The 25,032-nt window shown below is 41.3% G+C and carries 17 protein-coding genes; 12 read left to right on the top strand and 5 right to left on the bottom strand.

What is annotated here, in order from left to right:
- Positions 1 to 205: 205 nt before the first annotated feature.
- The 3 genes from DPX34_RS18470 (at position 206) to DPX34_RS18455 (ending at position 4,599) form a co-directional block, all read left to right on the top strand.
- Positions 206 to 1,537, top strand: a complete 1,332-nt coding sequence (locus tag DPX34_RS18470) for an RICIN domain-containing protein (RefSeq protein WP_111979919.1) — start codon at positions 206 to 208, stop codon at positions 1,535 to 1,537.
- A 278-nt stretch (positions 1,538 to 1,815) separates the two neighbouring features.
- Positions 1,816 to 2,706 (top strand): transporter substrate-binding domain-containing protein, encoded by an 891-nt coding sequence (locus DPX34_RS18465; RefSeq protein WP_157964787.1) that lies wholly within the window; start codon positions 1,816 to 1,818, stop codon positions 2,704 to 2,706.
- Between the two features lie 471 nt (positions 2,707 to 3,177).
- A complete protein-coding gene (locus DPX34_RS18455) occupies positions 3,178 to 4,599 on the top strand; it encodes an arylsulfatase (RefSeq protein WP_198673755.1) in 1,422 nt (473 codons plus the stop codon).
- 250 nt (positions 4,600 to 4,849) lie between these two features.
- Here the strand turns inward: DPX34_RS18455 and DPX34_RS18450 are convergent, their stop codons facing one another.
- Together DPX34_RS18450 and DPX34_RS18445 are read right to left on the bottom strand one after the other, a co-directional pair.
- Entirely contained in the window at positions 4,850 to 6,043 is a 1,194-nt protein-coding gene (locus tag DPX34_RS18450; protein ID WP_157964786.1) for an immunity 49 family protein, read from the bottom strand.
- 1 nt (position 6,044) lies between these two features.
- Positions 6,045 to 6,332, bottom strand: a complete 288-nt coding sequence (locus tag DPX34_RS18445; protein WP_111979915.1) for a hypothetical protein — start codon at positions 6,330 to 6,332, stop codon at positions 6,045 to 6,047.
- Positions 6,333 to 7,331: 999 nt separating this feature from the next.
- On the opposite strand from DPX34_RS18445, the gene DPX34_RS18440 reads away from it, so the two are divergent.
- Positions 7,332 to 8,357 (top strand): IS110 family RNA-guided transposase, encoded by a 1,026-nt coding sequence (locus tag DPX34_RS18440; protein WP_111979914.1) that lies wholly within the window; start codon positions 7,332 to 7,334, stop codon positions 8,355 to 8,357.
- Between the two features lie 396 nt (positions 8,358 to 8,753).
- On the opposite strand, the gene DPX34_RS18435 is transcribed toward DPX34_RS18440, so the two are convergent.
- The 3 genes from DPX34_RS18435 to DPX34_RS18425 form a co-directional block, all read right to left on the bottom strand.
- On the bottom strand, positions 8,754 to 9,485 hold the full coding sequence (locus tag DPX34_RS18435) for a SapC family protein (protein WP_111979913.1): 732 nt from the start codon (positions 9,483 to 9,485) through the stop codon (positions 8,754 to 8,756).
- A 25-nt stretch (positions 9,486 to 9,510) separates the two neighbouring features.
- Positions 9,511 to 11,064 carry a tryptophan halogenase family protein gene (locus tag DPX34_RS18430; RefSeq protein WP_111979912.1) on the bottom strand — a complete coding sequence of 518 codons (1,554 nt, stop codon included), beginning with the start codon at positions 11,062 to 11,064 and terminating at the stop codon, positions 9,511 to 9,513.
- Positions 11,065 to 11,178: 114 nt separating this feature from the next.
- A complete protein-coding gene (locus DPX34_RS18425) occupies positions 11,179 to 14,064 on the bottom strand; it encodes a TonB-dependent receptor (protein WP_111979911.1) in 2,886 nt (961 codons plus the stop codon).
- 954 nt (positions 14,065 to 15,018) lie between these two features.
- On the opposite strand from DPX34_RS18425, the gene DPX34_RS18420 reads away from it, so the two are divergent.
- The 8 genes from DPX34_RS18420 to istB all read left to right on the top strand — a co-directional run.
- The gene (locus DPX34_RS18420) at positions 15,019 to 15,522 is read left to right on the top strand and encodes a DUF4231 domain-containing protein (RefSeq protein ID WP_111979910.1); all 504 of its coding nucleotides are present in this window, start codon (positions 15,019 to 15,021) and stop codon (positions 15,520 to 15,522) included.
- A 3-nt stretch (positions 15,523 to 15,525) separates the two neighbouring features.
- Complete coding sequence (locus tag DPX34_RS18415; protein ID WP_111979909.1) at positions 15,526 to 17,175, top strand: toll/interleukin-1 receptor domain-containing protein; 1,650 nt, start codon at positions 15,526 to 15,528, stop codon at positions 17,173 to 17,175.
- Positions 17,165 to 18,058, top strand: coding sequence for an AAA family ATPase (locus DPX34_RS18410; RefSeq protein WP_111979908.1), 894 nt, complete (start codon positions 17,165 to 17,167; stop codon positions 18,056 to 18,058). The genes DPX34_RS18415 and DPX34_RS18410 overlap by 11 nt, the downstream gene beginning before the upstream one ends.
- An 11-nt stretch (positions 18,059 to 18,069) precedes the next feature.
- Complete coding sequence (locus DPX34_RS18405) at positions 18,070 to 20,814, top strand: SUMF1/EgtB/PvdO family nonheme iron enzyme (protein ID WP_111979907.1); 2,745 nt, start codon at positions 18,070 to 18,072, stop codon at positions 20,812 to 20,814.
- 444 nt (positions 20,815 to 21,258) lie between these two features.
- The gene (locus DPX34_RS18400; protein ID WP_111979906.1) at positions 21,259 to 22,161 is read left to right on the top strand and encodes a formylglycine-generating enzyme family protein; all 903 of its coding nucleotides are present in this window, start codon (positions 21,259 to 21,261) and stop codon (positions 22,159 to 22,161) included.
- Positions 22,162 to 22,469: 308 nt separating this feature from the next.
- Positions 22,470 to 23,015, top strand: a complete 546-nt coding sequence (locus DPX34_RS18395) for an REP-associated tyrosine transposase (protein WP_111979905.1) — start codon at positions 22,470 to 22,472, stop codon at positions 23,013 to 23,015.
- Between the two features lie 366 nt (positions 23,016 to 23,381).
- A complete protein-coding gene (gene istA, locus DPX34_RS18390) occupies positions 23,382 to 24,419 on the top strand; it encodes an IS21 family transposase (RefSeq protein WP_438938521.1) in 1,038 nt (345 codons plus the stop codon).
- The coding region (gene istB / locus DPX34_RS18385; RefSeq protein WP_111978974.1) for an IS21-like element helper ATPase IstB at positions 24,416 to 25,032 on the top strand (617 nt) is incomplete at its 3' end. The genes istA and istB, both read left to right, overlap by 4 nt.

Raw genomic sequence — 25,032 nt, 5'->3', positions numbered from 1 at the left:
CAACTTACACTATTTTTTCCTAGTGAATCGTTATATTTATGTATGAATCTTGTTGACAATAAATTGTAAAATAAAGCATTATGGATATAGCTTATTTTTGGGCACTAAACAATAAAACGATTAAAATCAACTTGTTAGCTTTTATTTCAAAGGGGTTACGTCTCTAAACGTAGCTTATGTAGTAAAAAAATATATAAGGTAAATTATGATAAAAATAGCGTTATTAACCAGTAGCATTCTTTTAACATGTTCAGCTTTGGCTGCGGATTGGGACAATGTCGCCATACCGGCTGACGCAGGCGCAGGTAACACTTGGAAATTACAAAGTGATTTCTCGGATGATTTTAATTACTCAGGTAAAAACAATTCATTTACCAGTAAATGGAATGACACATACTTGAATGACTGGACCGGTCCTGGGTTAACGCATTGGACAAGCGATTCGTCAGCAGTATGGGATGGTAACTTAGTGATTGGTGCATCTCGTCGAGCAGGCACCAACAAAGTTAATACGGGAGTGGTTACTTCAAAAAACACTGTAAAATACCCTGTTTTTTTAGAAGCTAATATCAAAGTCAGTAACTTAGAGTTATCTTCAAATTTTTGGTTGTTGAGTAAAAATGATAAGCGTGAAATCGATATTTTAGAAGTATACGGCGGTGCAAGAGATACTTGGTTTGCCAAAAATATGGGCACGAATTTTCATTTATTTTTCCGTGACAGTCAAACCAATGAAATTACCAACGATTTTACCGGCCATACAAATAATACCCCATCAACCGGTACTTATTGGCGCGAACGCTTTCATCGATTCGGCGCTTATTGGAAAAGTCCGACGGAGGTCACGTTTTATATAGACGGACAAAAAACAGCTGATGGCTCTTGGGCACAAAGCGTATTAAAAGATAAAGCAGGCACTATTTTAGATAAAAGCCAATACAACATGGATGAAGAACTGCACATCATCCTAGATACTGAAGATCACGTTTGGCGTTCAAGACAAGGCATTATTGCAACAGATGCAGATTTAGCCGATAACAGTAAAAATAAAATGTATGTTGATTGGATCCGTGTATATAAACCGGTAGCAACTGGGGGAGCGGGTAATGTACCAACAGGGTTCACACATTTACAAGTTAAGCACAGTAATAAATGCTTAGATCTTAAAGATGGTTCAATGATAAATGGTGGAACCTATCAACAATGGGGATGTAATAGCGCTAACTTAAACCAGCGTTTTAAATTTAACCATTTAGGTAATGGTGAATATTCGATTCAATCAGAGCGCAGTATGCTTTGTGCTGAGCTAGCAAATGGCAGCAGCGCTAACGGCGCATTAGTTAATCAGTGGGTCTGTAACCATGCCAATAATAACCATAAATGGACATTAAAAGACACCGGTGACGGATATTTTGAAATCAGAAGTAAAGTCACCGGAAAATGTTTAGATGTGGCAGGTAAATCAACTGACAATGGTGTCAAAATAGTACAATGGAACTGTTTTAACGGGACTAATCAACGCTTTAAGTTTCTTTAAAAAGCGACTTTACACTTCATAGAGCAAGCTCCAACCTGCAAATTGGGGAGGAGTTTGCTAACCGCACCTTTTATAACCCTGTCTCAATAAACGCAAAACAACATTAACGCCAGCGCTCATGTAGGTTGGCGCTAAGCTTGCGCAGCCCAACATCACGCATGGTGTATTAAAATGACCGGTTTTTGGGGTGGCAGAAGGGCTCATTATCACGACACTTCTTCAATAAAATGTAATAACCTCAGCTATACTTTTAGTTCATTACATTTAAATGTTGAAAAATGAAGCAGGTGATTATGTTAGCGCGCTTAATCTGTTTAATCTTGGTTATACACACGTTCAGCATTAAGGTGGCCGCAGATGATGTAAAACCACGTTACACTATATATGACCGTGAAGCGTCATATTACAACAACTCATTAAATAACCTAAGTTACCCTGTCAAATTGTTGTTATTAACATTAGAAGTTGGCAAAACTAAATTTGGTGATTACGACACAAAAATACTCACCACCCCTTACCCTAAAACGAGAGTGATCCACTTCGTAAAGTCTCAAAACAATGCCATTATATGGAGTACGACCGCAAAAAAATTAGAAGAGGAGCTATCAGCCGTATACGTGCCAATCATAAAAGGTATTTTAGGCTACAGAGTATTTTTAATACGCTCAGAAGAGCAAGCTAGATTTGATTCGATCACCAAATTAGCCGAACTCCGCCAGTTTACAATTGGGCAAGGAAAAGCTTGGAATGACAATGCTATTTTACGCCATAACGGATTTACCGTGATAGGAGCCGAAGCAAACGGGCTAGTCAATATGCTCTTAGCTAAGCGTTTTGATATATATTCTCGGGGTATTCATGAACCGTGGATTGAACTTAAGGCGGGTATAAAAATGAGTATAGAAAACAACCTAATGCTGAATTATCCACTCCCCATCTATTTCTTCGTGAACTCGGCCAATAAAGACTTACACCAAAGATTAACCTGGGGACTAGAACACATTATAAAAACAGGCCAATTCGACCAGTTATTTAAAAATCATCCTATTTATTCAGAGGCAATGAATAAAATTAATTTCCACAAGCGTAAATCATTTACCTTAATAAACCCTAATTTATCACCTCAAACTAAAGCATTACTCAAAAAAGATAAATATTGGCTCAAGTAATGTATTTCAAGTTGTGTAGTAGGGTGATACTAATTGACAGAAACATCCATCAAAATTTCATCAATAATCCCAACAAAACCACGGTTCTAACTCATCAAACGCTATTTTGCATGGGGGTGCTGCAAAAAACACCGCAAAAACATTAACGCCAGCGCTCATGTAGGTTGGCGCTAAGCTAGCGCAGCCCAACATCACGCATGGTGTATTAAAATGACCGGTTTTTTTTTGGGGGCAGAAGGGCGTGTTGGGCTTCATGCTTCAGCCCAACCTACTCGGCTAACTCATCAAACGCTATTTTGCATGGGGGTGCTGCAAAAAAAACGGCCTATACTAAATTGATAAGGGTATTAAATACGCTATCTGTTTATCGAGGGCACTTATACCTTATTCAACGTTTTGACAGGACTTGTTGCATTCGTAAACTTAAATCCCTATTCTTTGCACACGAAAACATAACACGAAAATAAAAATATGACCTTTATGACTAATGGCTTGTTTTGCGCATTCATTTTAACATTTGCCTTAACACCTTTAATTCACGCTCAGACCAACGCTGAAGTCCACACAGCTCCGCTAGACAAACCAAATATCGTATTGTTACTCGCAGATGATCTAGGTTATGGCGAACTAGGGTCATATGGGCAAAAGCAAATAAAAACGCCTTTTTTAGACCAATTAGCTGATCAAAGCATGCGCTTTACCGACTTTTATGCGGGTAATGCTGTTTGTTCACCGTCACGAGCCGTATTAATGACCGGCATCAATTCAGGCCATAGTTCCATTAGAGGTAACAGAGGCTACATTCCTGAGCGCAAAATTATGGATCGTATCGCTTTACAAGCGAATGAAACCACTCTAGCTGAAATGTTGAAACCGGCAGGGTATGAAACATTATATTTTGGTAAATGGCACCTTGATGACCCTTACAACTTAAAAACATGGGCGGCTAGTCGAGGGTTTGATCACGCAGTGCAAGGGCAATGGAAACAAAGAAACGGGGAGTTTGAAATCGACTCAAATTATGATTGGGTCAATGGCTTATCAGAAGCGCGATATTACGATTATACCCAATATAGCTGCATGGATGAATTTCGCACGGATCAAGCCATTAATTATTTTGAAAAGCGAAAAACGGATAAACCTTTTTTCTTGTTCATGTCATACCGAGTTCCGCATGCTCACGAAGTCGAACTGCGTAACAATACGATGTATAAACAACATAATTGGCCAGAAATAGAACGCAAACATGCTGCTCGCATTAGTATGCTTGATGAACAAGTTGGTCGATTATTGCGTCACTTAAAAGCAATAGGCGAACTAGACAATACGCTAATAATATTTACCAGCGATAACGGCGGTCAAAATGAAAAAAGCCATGATCACACTTTCTTCAATAGTAACGGGGTATTTAAAGGGTATAAGCGAGATTTATATGAAGGCGGAATTAGAGTCCCGTTTTTTGCTTCTTGGCCCGGTAAAATCAAAGCCAAAACCACTAATTCACATATCGGCTCATTCCAGGATATTATGCCGACTTTAGCTGAAATCGCGGGTGTTAAAGCCCCTGCGCAAAGTGATGGTATTTCGATGTTACCTACTTTTTTAAATCAACCTCAAAAAAAGCACAAACACTTGTATTGGGAGATCCACTTAAATTTTAAACCTAAAAATGGTAATGATCTAGGATTTAGGCAAGCCATTAGACAAGGCAATTGGAAAGCGGTGCGCTATGGTATTAATTCAACAACTGAGCTTTATGATTTAAGTATCGACATGAGCGAAACAAATAATGTTGCGCATGATCACCCTGAAAAAATAGCTGAATTTGAACGCTTGTTTAAAGAATCGAGTCAAGCTAATCCTAATTTCAAATATGGTGGAAACTTACGTTAGTAGCGTACTTTCGTTATAGCCAGTTTATATAGGACACGCATTAATAACCCAACAGCGACAGAAGGTAAAAATAGATACCTTCATTTATGCTTGATGCCTCAAAAGCTACCGTTTAGCGTTCATTATGGCGGCTTACACTCGTGCCTTGTTAAACCGGTTTTGAGGGGGCAGAAGGGCGTGTTGGGCTTTATGCTTCAGCCCAACCTACTCGGCTACTTTGAAAAACACAGGTGTTAAACCGCCCTACGGGTTATTTGATCACCACTTGGGTATTCGGGTTGTCCCCCATAACTTCCGACATTTTTTGCTGCCATTTTTGTTTGATATCCGGTAACCAATCATCAAGATGTTTAATCGTTATAGTGTGTAGTGAATACGCCGCCAAATAACCTTCTTCGCCTAAAAAGTCGATTGCGAAGTCTCGTTTTTCTAGCTCGTTGTCAGCCAGAAATTGCTTGGCGGCTTTGGTTAATGCGGTGCGTTTTCTGTTGGTGTCGGCTTTTAGCTCAAAACTGATGTCTTTTTCTACATAAATCGGTTTATCGACATAGGCTTCGGTTGGCGGAATAATGCTAACCACGGGATTAAAGTCACTGTAATCAAATTCACCATAGGCTAACCATTCAGGAATATAAGCATTGGGTTCCGGCATTTTAAAACCATGTTTGTCAAAGGCTAACACCGCCGCCGCGCATAAAAATGGTGGCACCCAGCCTACTGCTATATCTTCACGTTGTTTGTTAGCAAAGTGCTGGCGATTATCCGCTAACGCTTTAGTTAAACGTTTTTGATATTCACCTTCATGACCATGTACCACCGCCAGTAATACATTCACAAATGGCATGCAAACCCGATAAATATAGGACTGCATGCGCGCCGGAATTAGGTTTGGGTTTGATGAGTGCATCACCTCGGCTAACAACGCTTTAAGATCGGCTTCAGCATCGAACACGCCTTTAAGGAAATTACAAAACGCGGTATGAAATGGCAGGAATTCCACCTGTGGATGATAAAAATTCTCAACCTTGTACTGGCATAAATTATCAATCGCCGCTTTATCGCGCACCATCATGGCTAATGCTAAAGCCTGACTCCACGGTTTAACATTGGTAGAATTAAATGTTTTTTCCCCTATGGCATTAAAATTAGCGCCATCAATATAAAAGGTGTATTCACTACCTTGGTTTAACGCCAAGTGATAATAGGCCTGGCGTAGTTGATGCGATAATTTTAAAAACTTTAATGAATGATTGTGCTCATTTGCGATAAAACAAAAACAAAAATATCTGTAAAAATCTTCACTACTGCTAAAGGCGCCATTATTAGCCCCTTGACCTTTAATATAATTCTTAGGATATCTTGTTTTCCATGAACCATTGTATTCCTCCAAAGCAAATTCGTACCTTATTTGGCAATTTTCATATGGGAAGTGAGATATTTTCATATTAACTACCTGATTTTTTTTGGTCATAACGGGTCACTTTTATTGTAGAGCTAGGCACAGTATTTTTTTGTTTATCAAACTGTTGATGCACTACTTTGTAGTCAAGTGTATTATTTTCACTTGCGCCATTGAGTGCATCGACTGTTTTCTTAAAATTATCAACCTCAGTTTTGAACGCACTATCGTTCTGATATCTAGTGCTGTTTTGGGCATTATCATAAGAATAATTTACCGAGACATCCATCAAAAATTCATCAACAACCCGAATAAAAAACACGCAAAACAACATAAACGCCAGCGCTCATGTAGGTTGGCGCTAAGCTTGCGCAGCCCAACATCACACATGGTGTATTAAAATGACCGGTTTTTGGGGTGGCAGAAGGGCGTGTTGGGCTTCATGCTTCAGCCCAACCTACTCGGCTAACTCATCAAACGCTATTTTGCATGGGTTTACTGCAAAAAAAACACCGCAAAAAAACACGCAAAAAACAACATTAATGCCAGCGCTCATGTAGGTTGGTGCTAAGCTTGCGCAGCCCAACATCACGCATGGTGTATTAAAATGACCGTTTTTTGGAGTGGCAAAAGGGCGTGTTGGGCTTCATGCTTCAGCCCAACCTACTCGGCCTAACTCATCAAACGCTATTTTGCATGGGTTTATTGCAAAAAAACACTGCAAAAAACACCGCAAAAACATTAACGCCAGCGCTCAAGTAGGTTGGCGCTAAGCTTGCGCAGCCCAACGTCACGCATGGTGTATAAAAATGACCGTTTTTTGGAGTGGCAAAAGGGCGTGTTGGGCTTCATGCTTTAGCCCAACCTACTCGGCTAACTCATCAAACGCGATTTTGCATGGGTTTACTGCAAAAAAAACACCGCAAAAAAACACGCAAAAAACAACATTAACGCCAGCGCTCATGTAGGTTGGCGCTAAGCTAGCGCAGCCCAACGTCACGCATGGTGTATTAAAATGACCGGTTTTCAGGTTGCAGGCAGAGAGTGTTGGGCTTCATGCTTCAGCACAACCTACTCGGCTAACTCATCAAACGCTATTTTGCATGGGTTTACTGCAAAAAACACCGCAAAACAACATTAACGCCAGCGCTCATGTAGGTTGGTGCTAAGCTTGCGCAGCCCAACGTCACACATGGTGTATTAAAATGACCGGTTTTTGGGGTGGCAGAAGGGCGTGTTGGGCTTCATTCTTCAGCCCAATGGTATGGACTCCTCCCAACTTAAGCATATTTTGCTAAAGTTAGCAGTGACTAAACTATAAAGGAGCCATACCATGGATAAGAATACAACAATTACCATTGATTTAGCTAAAGAAGTTTTTCAAATAGCCGTATTTAACCAAGCGGGTAAAAGTAAATTAAACAAGTCTGTTTCAGCTAAGAAGCTCAAAGAAATCGTTGATCAATACCCTCACGCCAAAATTTATATGGAGGCCTGTGGTTCAGCACATTACTGGGCGCGTTTGTTTCAAGAACAAGGGCATTTCGTGGGTCTTATTCCTGCACAAGTAGTGGCACGTTACCGACAAGGTAATAAGAATGATAAAAACGATGCCATTGCGATATTTGAAGCTAGTAAAAGCGAACAAGTGAAATTGGTTGCTATTCGCACTTTAGAGCAACAAGACATCGCACTGATGCATACATTACGAGAAGGCTACAAAAAAGCGCGTAACCAGATAGCTAATCGTATCCGTGGGTTTGCCTTTGAATATGGGATTTGCTTCCCTGTTGGTATCGCTAAACTCAAAAAACAGTTACCCGAAGTTCTTGAAGATGCTGAGAATTCACTGACACCTTTAGCTAGAAAAGTGCTTAACTCATTACAAAGTCAACTGACTGAAATAAATGAACTTTACGACGAGTCTTCCAAGGATATTCAAGTTCAATCACAAAATAATGCACACTGCAAGCGTCTCCAAAAAGTCCCTGGTATTGGTTGGCTCATCGCCAGTATGTTGTATGCAAAACTGGGCCAAGGTGATGGGTTTGAAAAAGGCCGAGATGTGAGTGCGATGTTAGGGTTGGTTCCCAGCCATTCTGGTACGGGAGGAAAAATTAAAATCGGCAGCATTACGAAAAAAGGCGATACTTATATTAGAGCTCAACTTGTCAATGGCGCTAGAGCTGTTGTCTCTAAGATAAGAGATAAGCAAGACGAATTAAGTTGTTGGATACGTGGGTTGTTAGGACGAAAAAGTTTCAATACAACCGTTGTCGCAGTAGCCAACAAATTAGCTAGGGTGGCTTTCGCCATTCTAAAATCAGGTGAGCCTTATAAGCCTACTTTCGCAAAGTAAATCATAAGGTAACACCGTAATAATGTTTGTACCTATCTGAAAGTTAGCAATCACAACGGTAAACAGCTTAGTTAGCGACTCAATCAGAACCTGCGTAGGTTGGCGGCTTTTAAAGCCATTAGTCCCGATAAGGAGGTTGAGTTAACGGCCAATAGCCGTAAAGGTCAGGGTTCGCTACCCAACGATAGACCGAATATACGCACGCTAAAACTTCGTTGTTTATAATGATTGCCACTTTATGGAGAACAGTACGATTAACATTAGATAAAAAATGAAGAACCCTTGCGTTCTTCGAGGAGTCCATATACAACCTACTCGGCTAACTCATCAAACGCTATTTTGCATGGGGGTTCGCAAAAACGTGTGCTGCAAAAACGTTTCCCGCAAAATACGTGATTAAGCGTTACTTAACCGTTTTCTTTTTAACGTAATTAATTTTTGCACGTGTCCCATTGAGGCCAGTAGCAAATAACAAGCTTGCAAATAGCCTTTGCTATTCAGTTCGCTCAGTTGTTGTGGGGTAAGCTGCTGAAGCTTAGTTTCATTAATGGTATAAATACCGTCAAACCGTTTTTGCTCACCGCCGACAAAACTCACATTCAAATGCACTTGTTCAATTAAATCGTAGGTGGTTAGCGTTTTAATAAATGATTCTGTGCTAATCATTCCGCTAACAACGGTTGCTAGCATATCATTGATGCTATTCATAAACGGTGTGCATTCGCCTTGTTCATCAAACAGGCGTTCACCTGTTTGTTCTTGTACACGGGGGTTGTGCGTATTAAGGGTGATTAGGGTATTTTCGGGTGTGGGTTGTTCGCCTTCTGCGCCTTTAACCGCCACCATAAAAGGCTGTCGCCTTATGTGCAACGGTAAGTAGTTGGCATGCCATGTATCACCGTCGAGATAAAGGTTTTCTTCAGCTTCAAATCCCAATAATGCCTGTAAACCAAATTGGCCGGTTTCGTTACTTTTAATTAAACACACTGGGTATTCCAAAATTAACGTCGCTAATTCATCGGCAATCACCGGCACCAAATGGATATTTTCGCCGTATTGCGCGCCTCGGTCGGTAATAATACGGGTGTTGCGATGTGTTTCTTTGTCTAGCATCGTAAACTGAGTCATAAAAGAGGTCCTGTCATTGGGGTCGTTAAATTCGTTGTAAACCGTATTGATGGATTTTATTGAGTAGTTCGCGGTTACTACTTAAAATCGATTGAAACTGTTGAGTTTGTTGTGCATTTTTTATAAACGCGGCTTGGGCGGCTGCTTTGTTTTGTTCGGCTAAGCCAAACGCGTTTGGTTGCGTTTTAAACCCCATGCCATATAAAACATATTGGTAGCTTGCCGCGGGAAAAACTTCTAATGCCGATTCAAAATCGCCGTCACATGGAAAGTGGTATCGCCAAAGTTCGAGTTGTTCTTTTAATTGTTCGGACAGGGTCGATGGGTCGCGGTGATCTTGCCAAAATGAGTTATCGGTTCGTTGGCTTAATGTGTAATGCAGTTTTAAAAAATCAATAATGCGCTGCCAGCGGTAAATAAAGGTTTTATTGTAGCGTTTAGCGACAATATCCATCGCGACGCGATTTGCGGGTAGTTGGTCAGCAACCATTTGTGCCGATATTTCAATAAGTAATAGCGCGGACGCTTCTAGTGGCTCTAAAAAACCCGCCGATAAACCGATCGCCACACAGTTTTTATGCCAAAATTTTTCTCGGTGTCCGGCATCAAACGAAATTTCTCTAAAATTGAGTGCGTCTGGGTTATTAACCGATGGCGTTAAATAATTAAGTAGGGCTTGGTGAGCATGGTCAGCACTCATATGTTGGCTTGAATAAACATGCCCAACACCACGGCGACTCGACAAACCGATATCCCACACCCAGCCAGCCGCTTGTGCGGTTGATAACGTATGCGATTGGATCTCGCTGTTTTCATCTGGATAAGGCACTTGCACGGCAATGGCTTTGTCGGTAAATAACGAATCTTTGCATGAAACAAACTTAACGTTTAAATGCTGGCCAAGTAATAATGATGAAAAGCCGGTGCAATCAATAAATAAGTCGCCCGTAATATCGCCATTTGATTGCGTTGCCACCGATGCAATGTCGCCATTAGGCTGTGAATTAACTTGGATCACATCATCAATGATGTGCTTAACCTTTAATTTTTCAATGCAATGCTTTTTTAAAAATTCAGAAAATGTGCCTGCATCAAGGTGGTAGGCATAATTAGCCACGGCTGCAAATTCTGGCGTAATAATTTGCTTGGGGGCTAACCCTAATTCACACAGGGTTTCTTGCGGGCAAACCATGTTAGAAAAAGAATGCTCGGCGTGATTGTCTTGCCAGTGTGGGACTAAATCTATGCTTTCGTGATCTTGTGGTAAAACTAATGGGTGGTAATAAAAGTCATTTTTGTGCCCGGTTGTCCATTGCGCAAATTTGGCGCCTTGTTTAAACGAAACATGGCATTCTCGAATAAAGTCGGTTTCTCGTACGCCCATATTTTTAAGCGTGTTGCGCATGGTTGGCCATGTACCTTCACCCACACCAATGGTGGGTATCGCTGCCGATTCAACTAAGGTAATCGAATAGCCTGAACTGAATTTATTTTTTAATTTTGCCGCGAGTGTACCTGCGGTGATCCAACCTGCTGTGCCGCCACCCACAATAACTATGTTTTGTACTGCTTCATTCATTATTAAGTTACCTGCAGTTTGTCTTTTATTTATATTTTATTTGTGTTCTAAACAAAATAGGGAACCCTAAATTGGGTTCCCTTCTTTAGCATTCGCGTTAATTACGGTAAACCGTTATTCGAATGTGGCTCTTACGCCGATGTTATAACGTGCACCATATTGTTCAAAATCAACCAGTTGGTTAGCAAAACGACCATGACGACGTGTATCTTCATCCGTGATGTTAATACCATCAATAAACACCGAGACTGAATCGTTAATGTCGTAACTTGCCGACACATCAATTTGTGAATAGGCTTCGGTAAAGGTTGGACGATCGGTCGCGTTAAGTAAGAAATCATCGCGCCAGTTGTAGGCGATACGGAACGACATAGAGTCATTTTCGTAGAAACCCACTAGGTTAGCGGTGTCACTTAAACCCGTTAATACCAGTTTGTTATCAAGATCATGCACATCATATTCGTTATCACTGTCTACAATTGTGTAGTTAGCGATGGCGCCAAAGCCGGTGTCAGCAAACATGTGTTGTATGTTGAATTCCCAACCTTTAACCGAAAGTGCATCTAAGTTAACCGGGGTTTCGACACGCCACATAATTGCCGGATCACTCGGTTGTGATTCACACGCTGTGTTTTCTGGCGCTGGGCACCCCGCACGTGCACCTTGACTTGGATCAGTGATTGGGTTGCCATTTGCATCATTAATGGTGCGATCAACAATGCCATTTGAAATGAAGTTATCAACATCTTTTCTGAAGTGGCCGATAGACGCATAGCTGCCTTCGCTGTAATACCACTCAAGTGACAAATCTAAGTTTTTCGCTTCGTAAGGTAACAAGTTTGGATTACCTTGTTTAGCCGTAAAAGGGCCACCGGCTAAATGCGTTTGTAAGCTAGTTTCAGGGAATAACGAACCAATATCACTGCGTGCAATGGTGTTTCCGTATGAAAAACGAGCCACTACATCGTCGTTAATATCCATCTTAATATTTAAGCTAGGTAAATAATGGCTGTAGTTACCGCTTAATTGATCTGATACAGCATCATCAGCAAAAATCTTAGACATTTCTAATGCCGTGATCCATTTTAGACCTTCTACTGGCTTAGCGACGGTATAAGCCGTGATATCTGTGCTTTCATGTCTTACACCAAAGTTGGCATAAATAGGCATATCGTTAAATTCTGATTCAAAATCAAACGAGACATAAAAAGCGGTTGAATCTTCTTCAATCCCATTTAAGCTTTCATTGGGTGCAGCATAAAGCGCTTTTGTTGGGTCCGACATGTTATTGGCAGGATCTTTGGTTAATGCAATAAATTGGTCTGCGCTATAACGTAACACTGAATCAAAACCAATGCCGCCTGGCGTTGTTTCAATGTCTAAATTGGTTAAATCAAGCGCACTGGTATTCCAAACGGCACCTGATATTTTAGTTGTGTCAACTTTGTAAACCGTGTTGTTTAAACCAAAGTTAATGGCTGTTAAATCGCCATTACCGAGGTTTTCCCAGCGGGCACTTAGGCTTAATTGCTTAATGTTGTTTTCAATTTCATAACCACGTTCTTGAATTAAATCGCCAACGATATTGGATTTATGCCATGCATCATTACCCGTTTTAGCAATTAACTCTGAATCATCGTATGAGATTGAAGGCGTATTACCTGTAAAGTCGGCCGCGATATCAACATAACCAATATGTGGTGTTGGGGTGGTTGCATCATCACCGTCGTCAGCTAAATGATCGTCGTTATCATGATCGAATCTTGGGTTTTTCAAGTTTGCTAAACGTTCAGCGGGTAATCCACCTGGATTTGAGTGTGAAGTCGAGTCGTGTAGGTCTAATGTTAATGAAAGCGCATCGGTAGCTTGCCATTCAACATTTATACCCATTGAATCATTTTCTGTTTTATAAGCGTATTCCCATGCCCAAAAGTTTAATTCATCTTTAGCTCGGGTTGGGTTTATCAATGTACCATTAACATCGGCAGTGCCGGTATCGACTCCGTCAAACCAAAAACTACTGCGATTCATTTTTTGCTTATCATCTAAACGAGAAAGCACATAATCTGCGGTAATAACAAGGTCTGCGTTGGGTGAATATTGTAAAACGACTTGAGCATTTTGACGCTCACGTTCTGAATCTGATTTTTCAAAATCGACTGTGGGTGCCGTAAACACATGCTGGTCACTGTTGTTCGCGGTATTTATATTGCTAGTATTGATAACAGAAGGCGTATCTGAAAACGCTTGTTTCCAGTTATCATAGCTGCCTTTACCTACATCAGACCACTGGCCTGAACGACCAATGCGATCGGTATGGCTATGACGCACAGCATGAGAGGCCGAGATTAAAACACCCACTGAATCGTCTAAGAAGGTGTTACTGATCATGCCTGAAATTTCAGGTGTGATTGAATCACCGGTATCTACACTGGTATCAAGTACGCCTTTAACACTGCCGAGTGCTTTAAAGCCATCATGATCGAATGGTTTAGCGGTTTGAATATCAATGGTTGCGCCAATACCGCCCGAATTAAGATCAGCACGGGCTGTTTTATGCACGGCAACAGCCGATACCGATTCAGCACCGACTTCTTTAAAGTTAAAACTACGAGAGATACCGTCGTCAAGTAACGCAGACGAGTTTGGCATTTGACGGCCGTTTAGCGTAACCAGATTAAAGCTGGGTCCAAAACCACGAACGGTTACTTTATTACCTTCGTTGTTTGAACGATCAATCGAAACACCCGTAATACGTTGTAATGATTCTGCTAAGTTAGTATCTGGAAATTTACCAATATCTTCGGCTGAAATGGCATCGACAACCCCTTGGCCATCACGTTTCATGGCGGCTGATTTACTTAAAGAGCTTGCAATCCCTTTAACTTCAATCACTTCGACATTGTTATTTTGGCTGTTCTCTTGTGATTGCGCTTGTGCATGTGTTGCACATAATACAGCTAATAAAACTGAATTAAGTTTAAATTTATTGTTATACATTTTGTCCCCTTTGCTTTTTGCATTTTTTTATATGTGTTTCAGTCCTAAACTTGAATATAGCGATACGATATCAAGTAAATTGCACATTAAACTATTAATTGTTAACAATCAATGCGTATTTGGCAACAAAAACACAACAAAATTAATCTGATTATTCAAATTGAATAAAAAATAATCGGGTCTTATTTTTATCGTAAAATGCGATTGTGCGGCAAGGGCAGGCTGGGTCATTAATAGAAGAGAATATGTCTGTTTTATTACATTGAACCACTCTTTATAGATGTTTTATATTGTTGTTTAAACTTGAATAAAAAAATTGTTGTTGGGTTGATATTAAAGTCGGTTGTATATGGATTTAATGCTTTATCGTATGTAGGTTGGCGCTTGCTTGCGAAGCCCAACGTCACGCATAGTGAAAGAAAGTGGACTTGATTTATAATTAGGGAATGTTGGGTTTCGTACCTCAACGCCAACCTACAGTGAGTTGATATTAAAGTAGGTTGGCGTTGAGCTTGCGAAGCCCAACGTCATGCATAGTGAAAGAAAGTTGACTTGATTTATAATTAGGGCATGTTGGGTTTCGTACCTCAACCCAGCCTACAGTGAGTTGATATTAAAGTAGGTTGGCGTTGAGCTTGCGAAGCCCAACGTCATGCATAGTGAAATAAAGTGGACTTGATTTATAATTAGGGAATGTTGGGTTTCGTACCTCAACCCAACCTACAGCGGGTTGAAATTAAAGTAGGTTGGCGTTGAGCTTGCGAAGCCCAACGTTATGTATAGTGAAAGAAAGTGGACTTGATTTATAATTAGGGCTGAATACATACAATGATGGATCTATATGATTTGTAGTATTGTGATACATAGCTACGAAAAATTCTGCTGTAAGTTGTATTGAAACCCCTGCTTAAATCATATAACTTCAAAGTAACGGAAATTATAAGGATTTAGCCCATGTCTGGTTCAGACTCATCCATTGATTATTCACAACCGCTTGATGCACAAAACTATTTAATTGAAAGGCTAGATAAACAGCAAAAATATCATAGCGATGCGAGCGGTAAAGCCAAATCATATTTAATGTATTTTCGTGTCAGTGAAATCGTATTAGCCGCGCTAATTCCCGTATTAACGCTGTTGCTTAAAAACTGCCCATGGATGGCGTTTGTTATTGCTTTGGTTGGGGCATCGGTGGCTATTTTGGCGGGCTTGCTGGCTTTTGGTAATTACCAACAGCTATCGGTAACACATCGCAATACCAGTGAATTACTCAAAACCGAAAAATTCAAATTTTTAACTCAATGCGATGGCTATTGTGATGCCGACTTTGATCAAGCTAAAGGTGACATTGATAAACAGCGCTTATGTAAGCTGGTTAAAAAAGTCGAAAGTATATTAAGTGCCGAACATAGCAACTGGACTAAGATTAAGCAGCAACAGGCGAAGAAAGGGAAGTAAGCTATGTCTAACAAGCTAGAAAGGATCGTCTGGGTAAGTTACGCCTCAGCCCAGCAAAATTTTGTTGATGGTTTAGGTAAAGCGATCCATACAAGCTATTCGTCAGCATCGGGTAATGCTGACACTCCGTTTCGTATCGTCAGTTACCTAAGAAAAAGCAAAAATGGTGAAGAGCGAGTTGTTAGAGAAACCGATAGCGGAACTGAACAACGCTCTTATCAAACGGTATTAAATGATGGCCAACCTATTCGCCATGTGGTGGAAATGATAGGTAGTGCATTACGCCGGGTTATTATTATCTCACCTGAATATATCAATAGTTACTATTGCCTATGGGAACTAGCGGCTTGCTTAGCTTATGCCCAGCACAATAACAATAAGATATTTATCATTTTAGATGGCTATTCCTCTATGCGAAATGTGATTGACGAGCCAGTTTCGTTAAGAGATGAACAAAGCTTAAGCCTGCCACAAGCGTTAGAAAAAGTATATTTAGCTGAAATTGAGACAAAATTATTACCTGAATTCCATATCGACAGGACAGAGCATCCAGATATTCAAGCGTTTTATAAGCAACAATTAGAAAACATAAAAAGTACACTGTATCGCAAACTAAATGATAGAGAGATTGAACGGGTAGATGAAGAAGTTCGGCAAACGGAAGTGACTCAGATTGAACAGCCGCTGGATCAATACGTAAAATCTTTATGTAAAGAAGACTATAAAAAATTATATAGAGATTACATTGATAGGCTGGTTACAGACTGGTCAAAAAACCCATATTCACAACAATGTATTGAACAATACAAGCAAGATAAACATCACGATTTTAAGTTTAAATGGTTATTGGAACAAAAATTAGCTAGAAACGGAGAAATTGGGGCGTTTATAGCCTGCATTAAGCGTCTAATTAATGTAAAAGATTATTCTTCTTCCAACGTTAAGCGTTGGCAGGATTGCCTACAGCAACTCGCTTGTATTTTTTCGGTATGCAGAGTTGATCCCGAATGGGCAATTGAAACCCAAGATGCCAGTTTTGGCGGCTTGTCTATTCGATTTACCTATCAGGCTGATAGTCAGAATACTGAACAGAAACAAGTGAGTGATTGCTTAATCGCAACCACAGCCGTACAACAAGACTCGATTCAATTTGAACCTAAATCCAAAGCAAGGAACCCGCAAGCCGCTGGCTGTATCGATATTTTTGCTCGTCGTCATAGTTTTGAAGAGCAACAACTGTCACAAAACAAAATTGAACACAAAGTTCTTCGCGAGATTATCTGCCAAGTATCTGGTGACGATTATGATGATATAGATGATTTATTTGCCGATTCTAGCTGGGTTGCTGATTTTAGAAATGACTGCCTAGTGCACAATAAACCGGGGCGAGCTGTGCCAAATATTCGTTTGTTTATTGATCATCATAAATTTAATAAAAAACAAGACTCTCAATACAGTTATAGCTTGATAAAGAAACTTTTATTTAAGCTGAATCAAGGTGAAGATAGAGTCTCAGAGCAAGTTAATTTAGGTGTGGTTCAACTTTTTAAGAATGATCTCAATATAATTACGTTTGTCGAACTGGAAGGGCGTTTAGATGCTCATTTTCGAAGTATTTTTAAATTATTAAAGGAGCTATCAGGTGAGCAATAAATTACTAGCATTAGAAGCAGGTTACATAATAAAAACGGAAGCACTTGATGGTTGGCCTAAGAGTTGTTACCGGCTTGATGGTGAGCATATTGGCGCTATTCAGGCAGCCTACTTTGCGAATAGACCGCTTTTAGTGCGAGGTGACCCAGGCTTGGGTAAAAGCCAACTAGCGTTAGCTATCGCTGCTATTTTAGACTTTGATTTAATAACCTCGCCTATCCACTACAATACGACAATAGAAGATTTGTTATACAGCATTGACCACTTGCAACGTCTGCATGATGTGCAAGCCAATAATAAAACACCAGAGCAGCTTGCCATCAAAAACTACGTTAAGCCGGGGAAAGTTTGGCAAGCTATCGCGCCAGAAAACCAATCAAAACCCTGCAAAAAAGAAGGTCGAGTATTATTAATTGATGAAATTGATAAAGCCGATTCAACCTTACCCAATGCTCTATTAGAAGTGCTCAACAATAAATCCATTACTATTCCCCACATGGACGTTCCGATTACCCAAAAGGCAGACCATCAAGTATTTATTGTCATTACATCAAATGAAGAGCGCTTATTACCTGAAGCTTTCTTACGCCGCTGTGCCATTTTAGATCTGCGATTACCCAAGGATAAAAATCAAGCCGTTGAACAATTAATCTGTATTTACCAAGCGCACTGCGAAAAGGAATTAATCATACCATTAGATAAAGATGAAACGGTTAATGCTATTGCTACTTGGGTAGTAGAGCAACGCCAAAAACAAGATGCAAATTATCAATCCGGCACGTCGGAGTTTTTAGATGTTATAAAAGCAGTCAACCAATACAAGCAACCAACAGAAGCCGTATTGCAAACGTTAAAGAAGCATTTGATTGACAAATATCAATAGGGTTCAACAATATGGATAGGCATATAGCTGCGCTACATTTGATTGAAAAACTACAAGGTAAATCTGCGTATTTGCAACAGGCTCTTGCGAGCTTAGGATTTGATTATATTCAACCTAATACGGCAGAAAACGACGGTAATAAGCATGATGTTACTGGTTTAGATAAAATCATATCAACTCCACTTGAGCTCAGTGAGGAGCCAGATGTTGAACAAAAAACTTGGCATTTTCCCGTATACCGAGTTTTGGAATATCAAACCAAAAAAATCACGGCCGAAAAACCGTTCGAGCAGCAAGTTCAAGCCAGCCAGCCATTACGTTTTTCGCCTGACGCTAAGGTAGAACATAGTCCGGCAACTGCCATTAATGATGTTAAATTAGTACACACGCAAAGCGTGAATAACTTAACTGTTTGGCATAAGTCGACGACACCTGACGCTCTAAAATTAACCAACAAAATTGCTCGTTGTCAGCCGATAAAGCACTTACCTTTGCTGCAACGTTCTGGTTTGCCTGCCGAGGTATGGTTGTATATTGATAACAGTCAAGCCGGCTTTCCATTTAAAGCCGATACGCAATGGCTTAAGCAGCAATATCAACGCTATTTAGGTAAAAATAACATTACAAAAACCATCGAGCTTAAGGTTTCCCATATTTCTGCACAAAGTGCTTGGCGAGAAATAGACCGGTGCGGGCGTATTGCAAAATTTAAACGAACACAGCCACCAACCCCTGAACGTGGCGCTTGTGCGATTGTTATTGCCAGTCAATCCCAATTACAAAGCCCTAGTTGGCAAAAATTACTCAAAGCGCTAAAACAAGATATTCAGCAGGCACTTATTGTGCCGCTGCAACTGGATTTGGCCAGTTCAATATTTGGCAAGCAGCGCTTGTTAGATGAACAATCGCCGCTATACCAAAAACAGCTTAAAATATTATTAACCGCATTAAGTCTAACCCCAAGCTGGATAAACCATGCTTTGCTAAGGAAATTGCGCCTAATCTTGTTACCCCAATCCAATGTCAATTTGGAATACAGCATTAGCGCTAAAACTGAGCTGAGCTATTACTCAAATAAGCAAATGTTCCATTGGCTAAAGGGCTTTAAAGAATATCAAACTCAGTTTGATCAGGTATTTCCGTCAGCGGAACAACAAGCAGAAGTCATTAATGTCATAGAACATGCATTACAGACATTAGCAACCCGTTATCCATCGTTTGTTATCGAATTTAAATTGCTGTGCCTCGCTTATGCTGGTCGTTGGGCAGCGACTTTGAACTATAAACAAACTGTACAACGTTATACCCAACAAATAGCAGACTACTTTAAGGCGGTTTGTAAACACGCCAATCAGCAAGGTAGTCACGATAGCTTGGAGTATTTATTAGGCCAAGCTTTAATGGTTGAAGATAAATTATCGCAACTACCAGTAGAGATCACACGTTGTACCACCTACGCTAATTTGGCTTGGGGACAAGCGAATAATAGCCAACAAGCGTTAAGCTATCTTGAGCAAGATGTTTGGCAAGAGTTTAATCAGCAAATAACGGTAGCCGAACCCGGCAGTTTATATATAAACCCTATTAATAACTCGATCAATTTAATTAAGGCAAGTGAACCAAGTTTACATGGCTTACAGCACTTACAAGTAATGCAGGATGTAAGTAAGGCTTTATTAAATGGTCGAGCTATTACAGAGAGTGGTCGGGAGAGTAAAAATAAAAGTAGTACCAGTTTGGTACAACCAGCGGTTAATCGCTTAGAAACACTAGCTGAGTCCCTCACAATCGAAAAAAACACCAGTCAAACTTATTACTGGGCTAAACGACTCTTTGTTACGCCAACTGCTGGCGTAATTGCGGATACAGACTTTGTGCGTTTTGTGTGGGCACCACAGTCTAGTAATAAAATCGCGCCACTGCGAACAAATTTAAAAACCAATAAATTCCCATTCTTACACGAATTCCCTCCACAATTGGATGACCACGGTATATATAGCCGAGTGGTTATACAGGGGGAATTTAGCAATGAACCACAAGCGCTAACACTGCGCTATATCCCACCCGGTAGTTTTATAATGGGCTCGCCCCAAGATGAAGTTGATAGAGATGATGATGAAGCCCAACATGCTGTTAGCTTAACCTCGGGTTTTTGGTTAGCGGAAACCACAATAACCCAAGTTTTATGGCAAGCGGTAATGGGCGATAACCCAAGTGAATTTAAAGGTGATAATTTACCGGTTGAGAATGTGAGTTGGTTAGATAGCCTTAAATTTTGCCAACGAATAAATCAACAAATAAAAGGGTTTAATTTAACCTTACCTAGCGAAGCGCAATGGGAATATGCCTGCCGTGCTGGTAGCACTGGCCCTTTTAATATTGGTGACTCTATTAATAATGAACAAGCAAATTTTAGTAATGACCGCACCGTTGGTGTTGACAGTTTTGCGCGCAATGTTTGGGGTTTAAAGCAAATGCATGGCAATGTGCGGGAGTGGTGTTTAGATGAGTTTGAAAACGATACTAGCGCTTATCAACAAGACCCAGTCGTTAATGGCCAGCAAACGCCAGAGTGGCTAGAAGTACAACTGACTCAGGGTGAAAACGATGCGGCAAACACGCAGCGTGTGTTGCGCGGCGGCACGTGGGGCAACCTTGCTCACTACTGCCGCTCTGCTTTTCGCCTTCACGGCCTTGCCGATTTTCGTAGCTCGTTTATTGGCTTGCGTGTTGCCCAGGTCGAGCGGAGCGAGTAGGTTTACCGTGGTCTGTTCCAGACGCCCATAGCATTTCCTACATCCATGTAGGTTGGCGCTGAGGGACGAAGCCCAACGTCACGCATGGTGTATTAAAAAGGCTTGGTTTTTTGTTGGTTTCTTGTCGCAGGGAATGTTGGGCTTCATGTTCGTTGGGGTATTTGTTCCCGACAAACCCCAACTACTTGCATCCATGCAAGCACAACCTACGTAGGACGAGCTTAACGTTCGAGCGTGTGTAGGTTGGTGCTGAGGGACGAAGCCCAACGTCACGCAGGGTGTATTAAAGTGGCTCGGTTTTGTGGTTGGTCCCTTGTCGCTGGGCTACGTGATATGCGTTAACGCCATGCATGGTGTATTAAAAAGGTATTGGTTTTGTGGTTGAAAGTTTGTGGTTAGAAAACGTTGGGCTTCATACTTCAGCCCAACCTACGAGGTGTATAGATGGGCAATGTTGATTTTGATTTAGCTGAGTTGGACGTAACTGCCCGTTGGCAATTACGCCCGCCTAGACAGTTTCCTGCACCTTGGGCGTGTGAATGGGGCTTTGATGAATATGGCTTATGGCAAGCGGCGGATATTAAGGGGATTAAGTTATGCTTACGTTATATCCCCCCCGGTCAATTTTTAATGGGTTCGCCAAAAGATGAAACTGGTAGACGCGATAATGAAACTCAGCATCTCGTGAGGTTAACTTCAGGTTTTTGGTTAGCCGAAACCACTATTACCCAAGCGCTATGGCAAGCGGTAATGGGCGATAACCCAAGTAAATTTAAAGGTGATAATTTACCGGTTGAAAATGTGAATTGGCTCGATAGCCTTGAATTTTGTCATCGATTAAATCAGCAAATAAAAGGGTTTAATTTAACCTTACCTAGCGAAGCGCAATGGGAATATGCCTGCCGAGCTGGCACGAGTACCCCGTTTAATCTTGGCAAAACCATTGATAGTGAGCACGTTAACTTTGATGGTAATTATCCTTATGGGCAAAGTGAGAAAGGCCCGTACAGGCAACAAGCAGTTGAGGTTGATAGTTTTGCGCGCAATGCTTGGGGTTTATATCAAATGCATGGCAATGTCAGGGAGTGGTGTTTGGATGAGTTTGAAAACGATATTAGCGCTTATCAACAAGTGCCATTAGTGAATGGCCAGCAAACGCCAGCGTGGCTAGAAATGCAACTGACTCAGGGTGGAAAAGGTGCGGTAAACACGCGACGTGTGTTGCGCGGCGGTGCGTGGGACAGCGTTGCTCATTACTGCCGCTCTGCTTTTCGCTTTCGCCTCGATGCCGTTAGTCGGAGCTCGTTTATTGGCTTGCGTGTTGCCCTGGTCGAGCGGAGCGAGTAGGTTTACCGCGGTTTGTTCCAGACATCCACGGCATTTCCTACATCCATGTAGGTTTACCATGGTCTGTTCCATACGCCCATGGCATTTCCTACATCCATGTAGGTTGGTGCTGAGGGACGAAGCCCAACATCACGCAGGGTGTATTAAAAAGGCTTGGTTTTGTGGTTGGTTTCTTGTCGCTGGGAACGTTGGGCTTCATACTCGTTGGGGTATTTGTTCCCGACAAACCCCAACTACTTGCATCCATGCAAGCACAACTTACGCAAAACGTGATCAACGTTATATTATTAAATTGATAAGGATATCGAATGCGCTATCGGCGGATAAAAATAAAGGGCGGCTTATACTTTTTCACTGTGGTGTTAGCCGATCGCGAACAAACCCTGTTAACCGACCACATCGACTTATTACGCGACGCATTTCGTTATACCAAGGCGAATCATCCTTTTGATATTATCAGCAGTGTTATTTTACCTGAGCATTTGCATGTGATTTGGCAATTGCCGGAAGGTGATAATAATTACTCAATGCGCTGGTCTTTGATTAAAGGTTATTTTTCGCGGCATTTAGCTCAACAGAGTCGCAAAGCTTTAAACCCCAGCCGAGTTAATAAACGCGAGCGTGGTATTTGGCAGCGACGGTTTTGGGAGCATCATATTCGAGATGAAAAAGATTTAGCTCAGCACATTGATTATATTCATTACAACCCCGTTAAGCATGGCTACGTTAGCAAAGCGGTTGATTGGCCGTTTTCGTCTATTCATCAATTTATTGAACAGGGTGAAGTTGATAGAAATTGGGGCGGTGATATTGGGCAAGTCACTGGCAGTAATGTGCGTAAATTTGGTGAATGATATTTATTTTATTATGCCGTTTCATGTTACGCATCGTGTATAAAATGGCATTGATTTATAATTTGAAAATGTTGGGCTGATATTAAAAGTAGGTTGGCGCTTGCTTATATGGATATAAGTAGCTGGAATTTGTCTGGAACAAAAACCCGTAGAGCTTGCGAAGCCCAACGTGACGCATGGCGTATTAAAAAGGCTTGGTGTTGTGGTTAGTCTCTTGTTGCAGAGCATGTAGGGCTTCATGCTTAAGCTCAATTTACGTAAACGCGCAAACATCACCAAGGTGTTACCAACAATGCAAAACTGATCCACTTCAACAGTTGAATTCTGATCCACTTGTTTTCACTATTGTGCCTTTTCGGAGGCACCTTGATCACAAAAGAAGAACTTATGAAAATTCAGATTCTGCACCAACAAGGCCTTTCTCAACGGGCCATTGCTAAACAACTCGGGATATCACGCAATACCGTTAAACGTTATTTGCGCATGCAAGTTGATTCGCCAGCTTATTCTGCTCGGCCGAAAACGACTTCATTACTCGATCTCTATAAACCGTTTCTTCATTCACGTATTGCACAAGCCAAGCCTGTGCACTTATCGGGCGTTGTTCTATTTCGAGAGCTCAAAGAATTAGGCTACTGTGGTGGTTTATCGCTATTACGTCAGTATTTATATGCATATCGTGGTAAGCCGTCCCCAACGGAGACTGTTCGATTTGAAACCCAACCAGGTAAGCAGATGCAGGTAGATTGGGGGCAAATGCGCGGGGGCAAGTTCCCGATACATGCCTTTATCGCTGTGCTGGGTTATAGCCGCGTTATGATGGTCGTCTTTACCGATAATATGCGTTACGACACGCTTGAGCAGTGCCACCGTTTAACCTTTGACTATTTTCAAGGTGTGCCACAAGAAGCATTGTATGACAATATGAAAACGGTCGTGATTGAGCGTGACGCTTATGGTGAAGGGCAACATAAACTCAACCAAGCTTTTTACCAATTTGCTAAAAGCATGGGATTTATACCTAAGCTCTGCCAACCTTACCGACCACAAACTAAAGGTAAGGTTGAGCGTATGGTCCGTTATGTTCGCGATAATTTTTTCAGACCACTCAATACCAAATTGGAGGCTATAGGAGAAACGTTAGATGTCATGACCGCCAATGCCGAAGTTATGTTATGGCTTGATACAGTGGCTCATCAACGCATTCACGATACCACCAAACAAAAACCAGCGAACCGCTTGATTGAAGAACGACTCGCTTTACAGTCTTTGCCACCAACACTGCTTCCAGTAGTCACGTCCCTTGCGCCTGACGTGCCTCTGCATTCAGCATTAACGGCGTTAAATGAACAGCCATTACACCACCCCCTTAGTATTTACGACCAATTGTCGGAGGCGATATGAACCTGCAATTATCACGTATAAATGAACTCACCTTGGTGTTACAGTTAGCTGGTATTGATGCCAATGCGTGTGATTTAGCTCAGCAAGCGGCCAAAGAGGAATGGGATTACCTCACTTTTTTAGAACAGGTGTTGCAATGTGAAAAACGTGCACGGCATCAGCGTAAACAGCATATGTTTACGCGCATGGCGGGGTTCCCTAGCCTGAAAACCTTAGAGGATTTCGATTATCAATTCGCAACAGGCGTCCCCAAAAAGCAAGTCATGGAATTAGCATCGCTCTCCTTTATCGAGAGACAAGAGAATGTGGTGATGTTGGGACCTTCAGGTGTTGGCAAAACTCATATCGCAGTTGCGCTAGGTTATAAAGCCGTTCAAGCAGGGATAAAAACGCGCTTTATCAGTGCTTCAGATTTGATCCTACAACTGGTCACCGCGCAACGGCAAGATAACTATAAACAAGTAATGCAACGCTCGGTAATTGCGCCAAGGTTACTGATAATTGATGAGATCGGGTACCTTCCATTCAGTGCCCACGAAGCCAAATTGTTATTCGAGGTGATCGCCAAACGATATGAAAAAGGGTCAGTAATTTTAACTAGCAACTTGCCATT

It is taken from the genome of Algibacillus agarilyticus (assembly GCF_003286125.1).
GTDB classification, from domain to species: Bacteria; Pseudomonadota; Gammaproteobacteria; order Enterobacterales; family Alteromonadaceae; genus Algibacillus; species Algibacillus agarilyticus.
Note: the sequence above shows the minus strand (reverse complement) of the source record. Positions and strands in the feature narration are given on the sequence as shown.

Coding starts and splice junctions, on each gene's coding strand:
- DPX34_RS18470 (WP_111979919.1), top strand. CDS start 206: ATGATAAAAATAGCGTTATTAACCAGTAGCATTCTTTTAACATGTTCA.
- DPX34_RS18465 (WP_157964787.1), top strand. CDS start 1,816: ATGAAGCAGGTGATTATGTTAGCGCGCTTAATCTGTTTAATCTTGGTT.
- DPX34_RS18455 (WP_198673755.1), top strand. CDS start 3,178: ATGACCTTTATGACTAATGGCTTGTTTTGCGCATTCATTTTAACATTT.
- DPX34_RS18450 (WP_157964786.1), bottom strand. CDS start 6,043: ATGAAAATATCTCACTTCCCATATGAAAATTGCCAAATAAGGTACGAA.
- DPX34_RS18445 (WP_111979915.1), bottom strand. CDS start 6,332: ATGTTGTTTTGCGTGTTTTTTATTCGGGTTGTTGATGAATTTTTGATG.
- DPX34_RS18440 (WP_111979914.1), top strand. CDS start 7,332: ATGGATAAGAATACAACAATTACCATTGATTTAGCTAAAGAAGTTTTT.
- DPX34_RS18435 (WP_111979913.1), bottom strand. CDS start 9,485: ATGACTCAGTTTACGATGCTAGACAAAGAAACACATCGCAACACCCGT.
- DPX34_RS18430 (WP_111979912.1), bottom strand. CDS start 11,064: ATGAATGAAGCAGTACAAAACATAGTTATTGTGGGTGGCGGCACAGCA.
- DPX34_RS18425 (WP_111979911.1), bottom strand. CDS start 14,064: ATGTATAACAATAAATTTAAACTTAATTCAGTTTTATTAGCTGTATTA.
- DPX34_RS18420 (WP_111979910.1), top strand. CDS start 15,019: ATGTCTGGTTCAGACTCATCCATTGATTATTCACAACCGCTTGATGCA.
- DPX34_RS18415 (WP_111979909.1), top strand. CDS start 15,526: ATGTCTAACAAGCTAGAAAGGATCGTCTGGGTAAGTTACGCCTCAGCC.
- DPX34_RS18405 (WP_111979907.1), top strand. CDS start 18,070: ATGGATAGGCATATAGCTGCGCTACATTTGATTGAAAAACTACAAGGT.
- DPX34_RS18400 (WP_111979906.1), top strand. CDS start 21,259: ATGGGCAATGTTGATTTTGATTTAGCTGAGTTGGACGTAACTGCCCGT.
- DPX34_RS18395 (WP_111979905.1), top strand. CDS start 22,470: ATGCGCTATCGGCGGATAAAAATAAAGGGCGGCTTATACTTTTTCACT.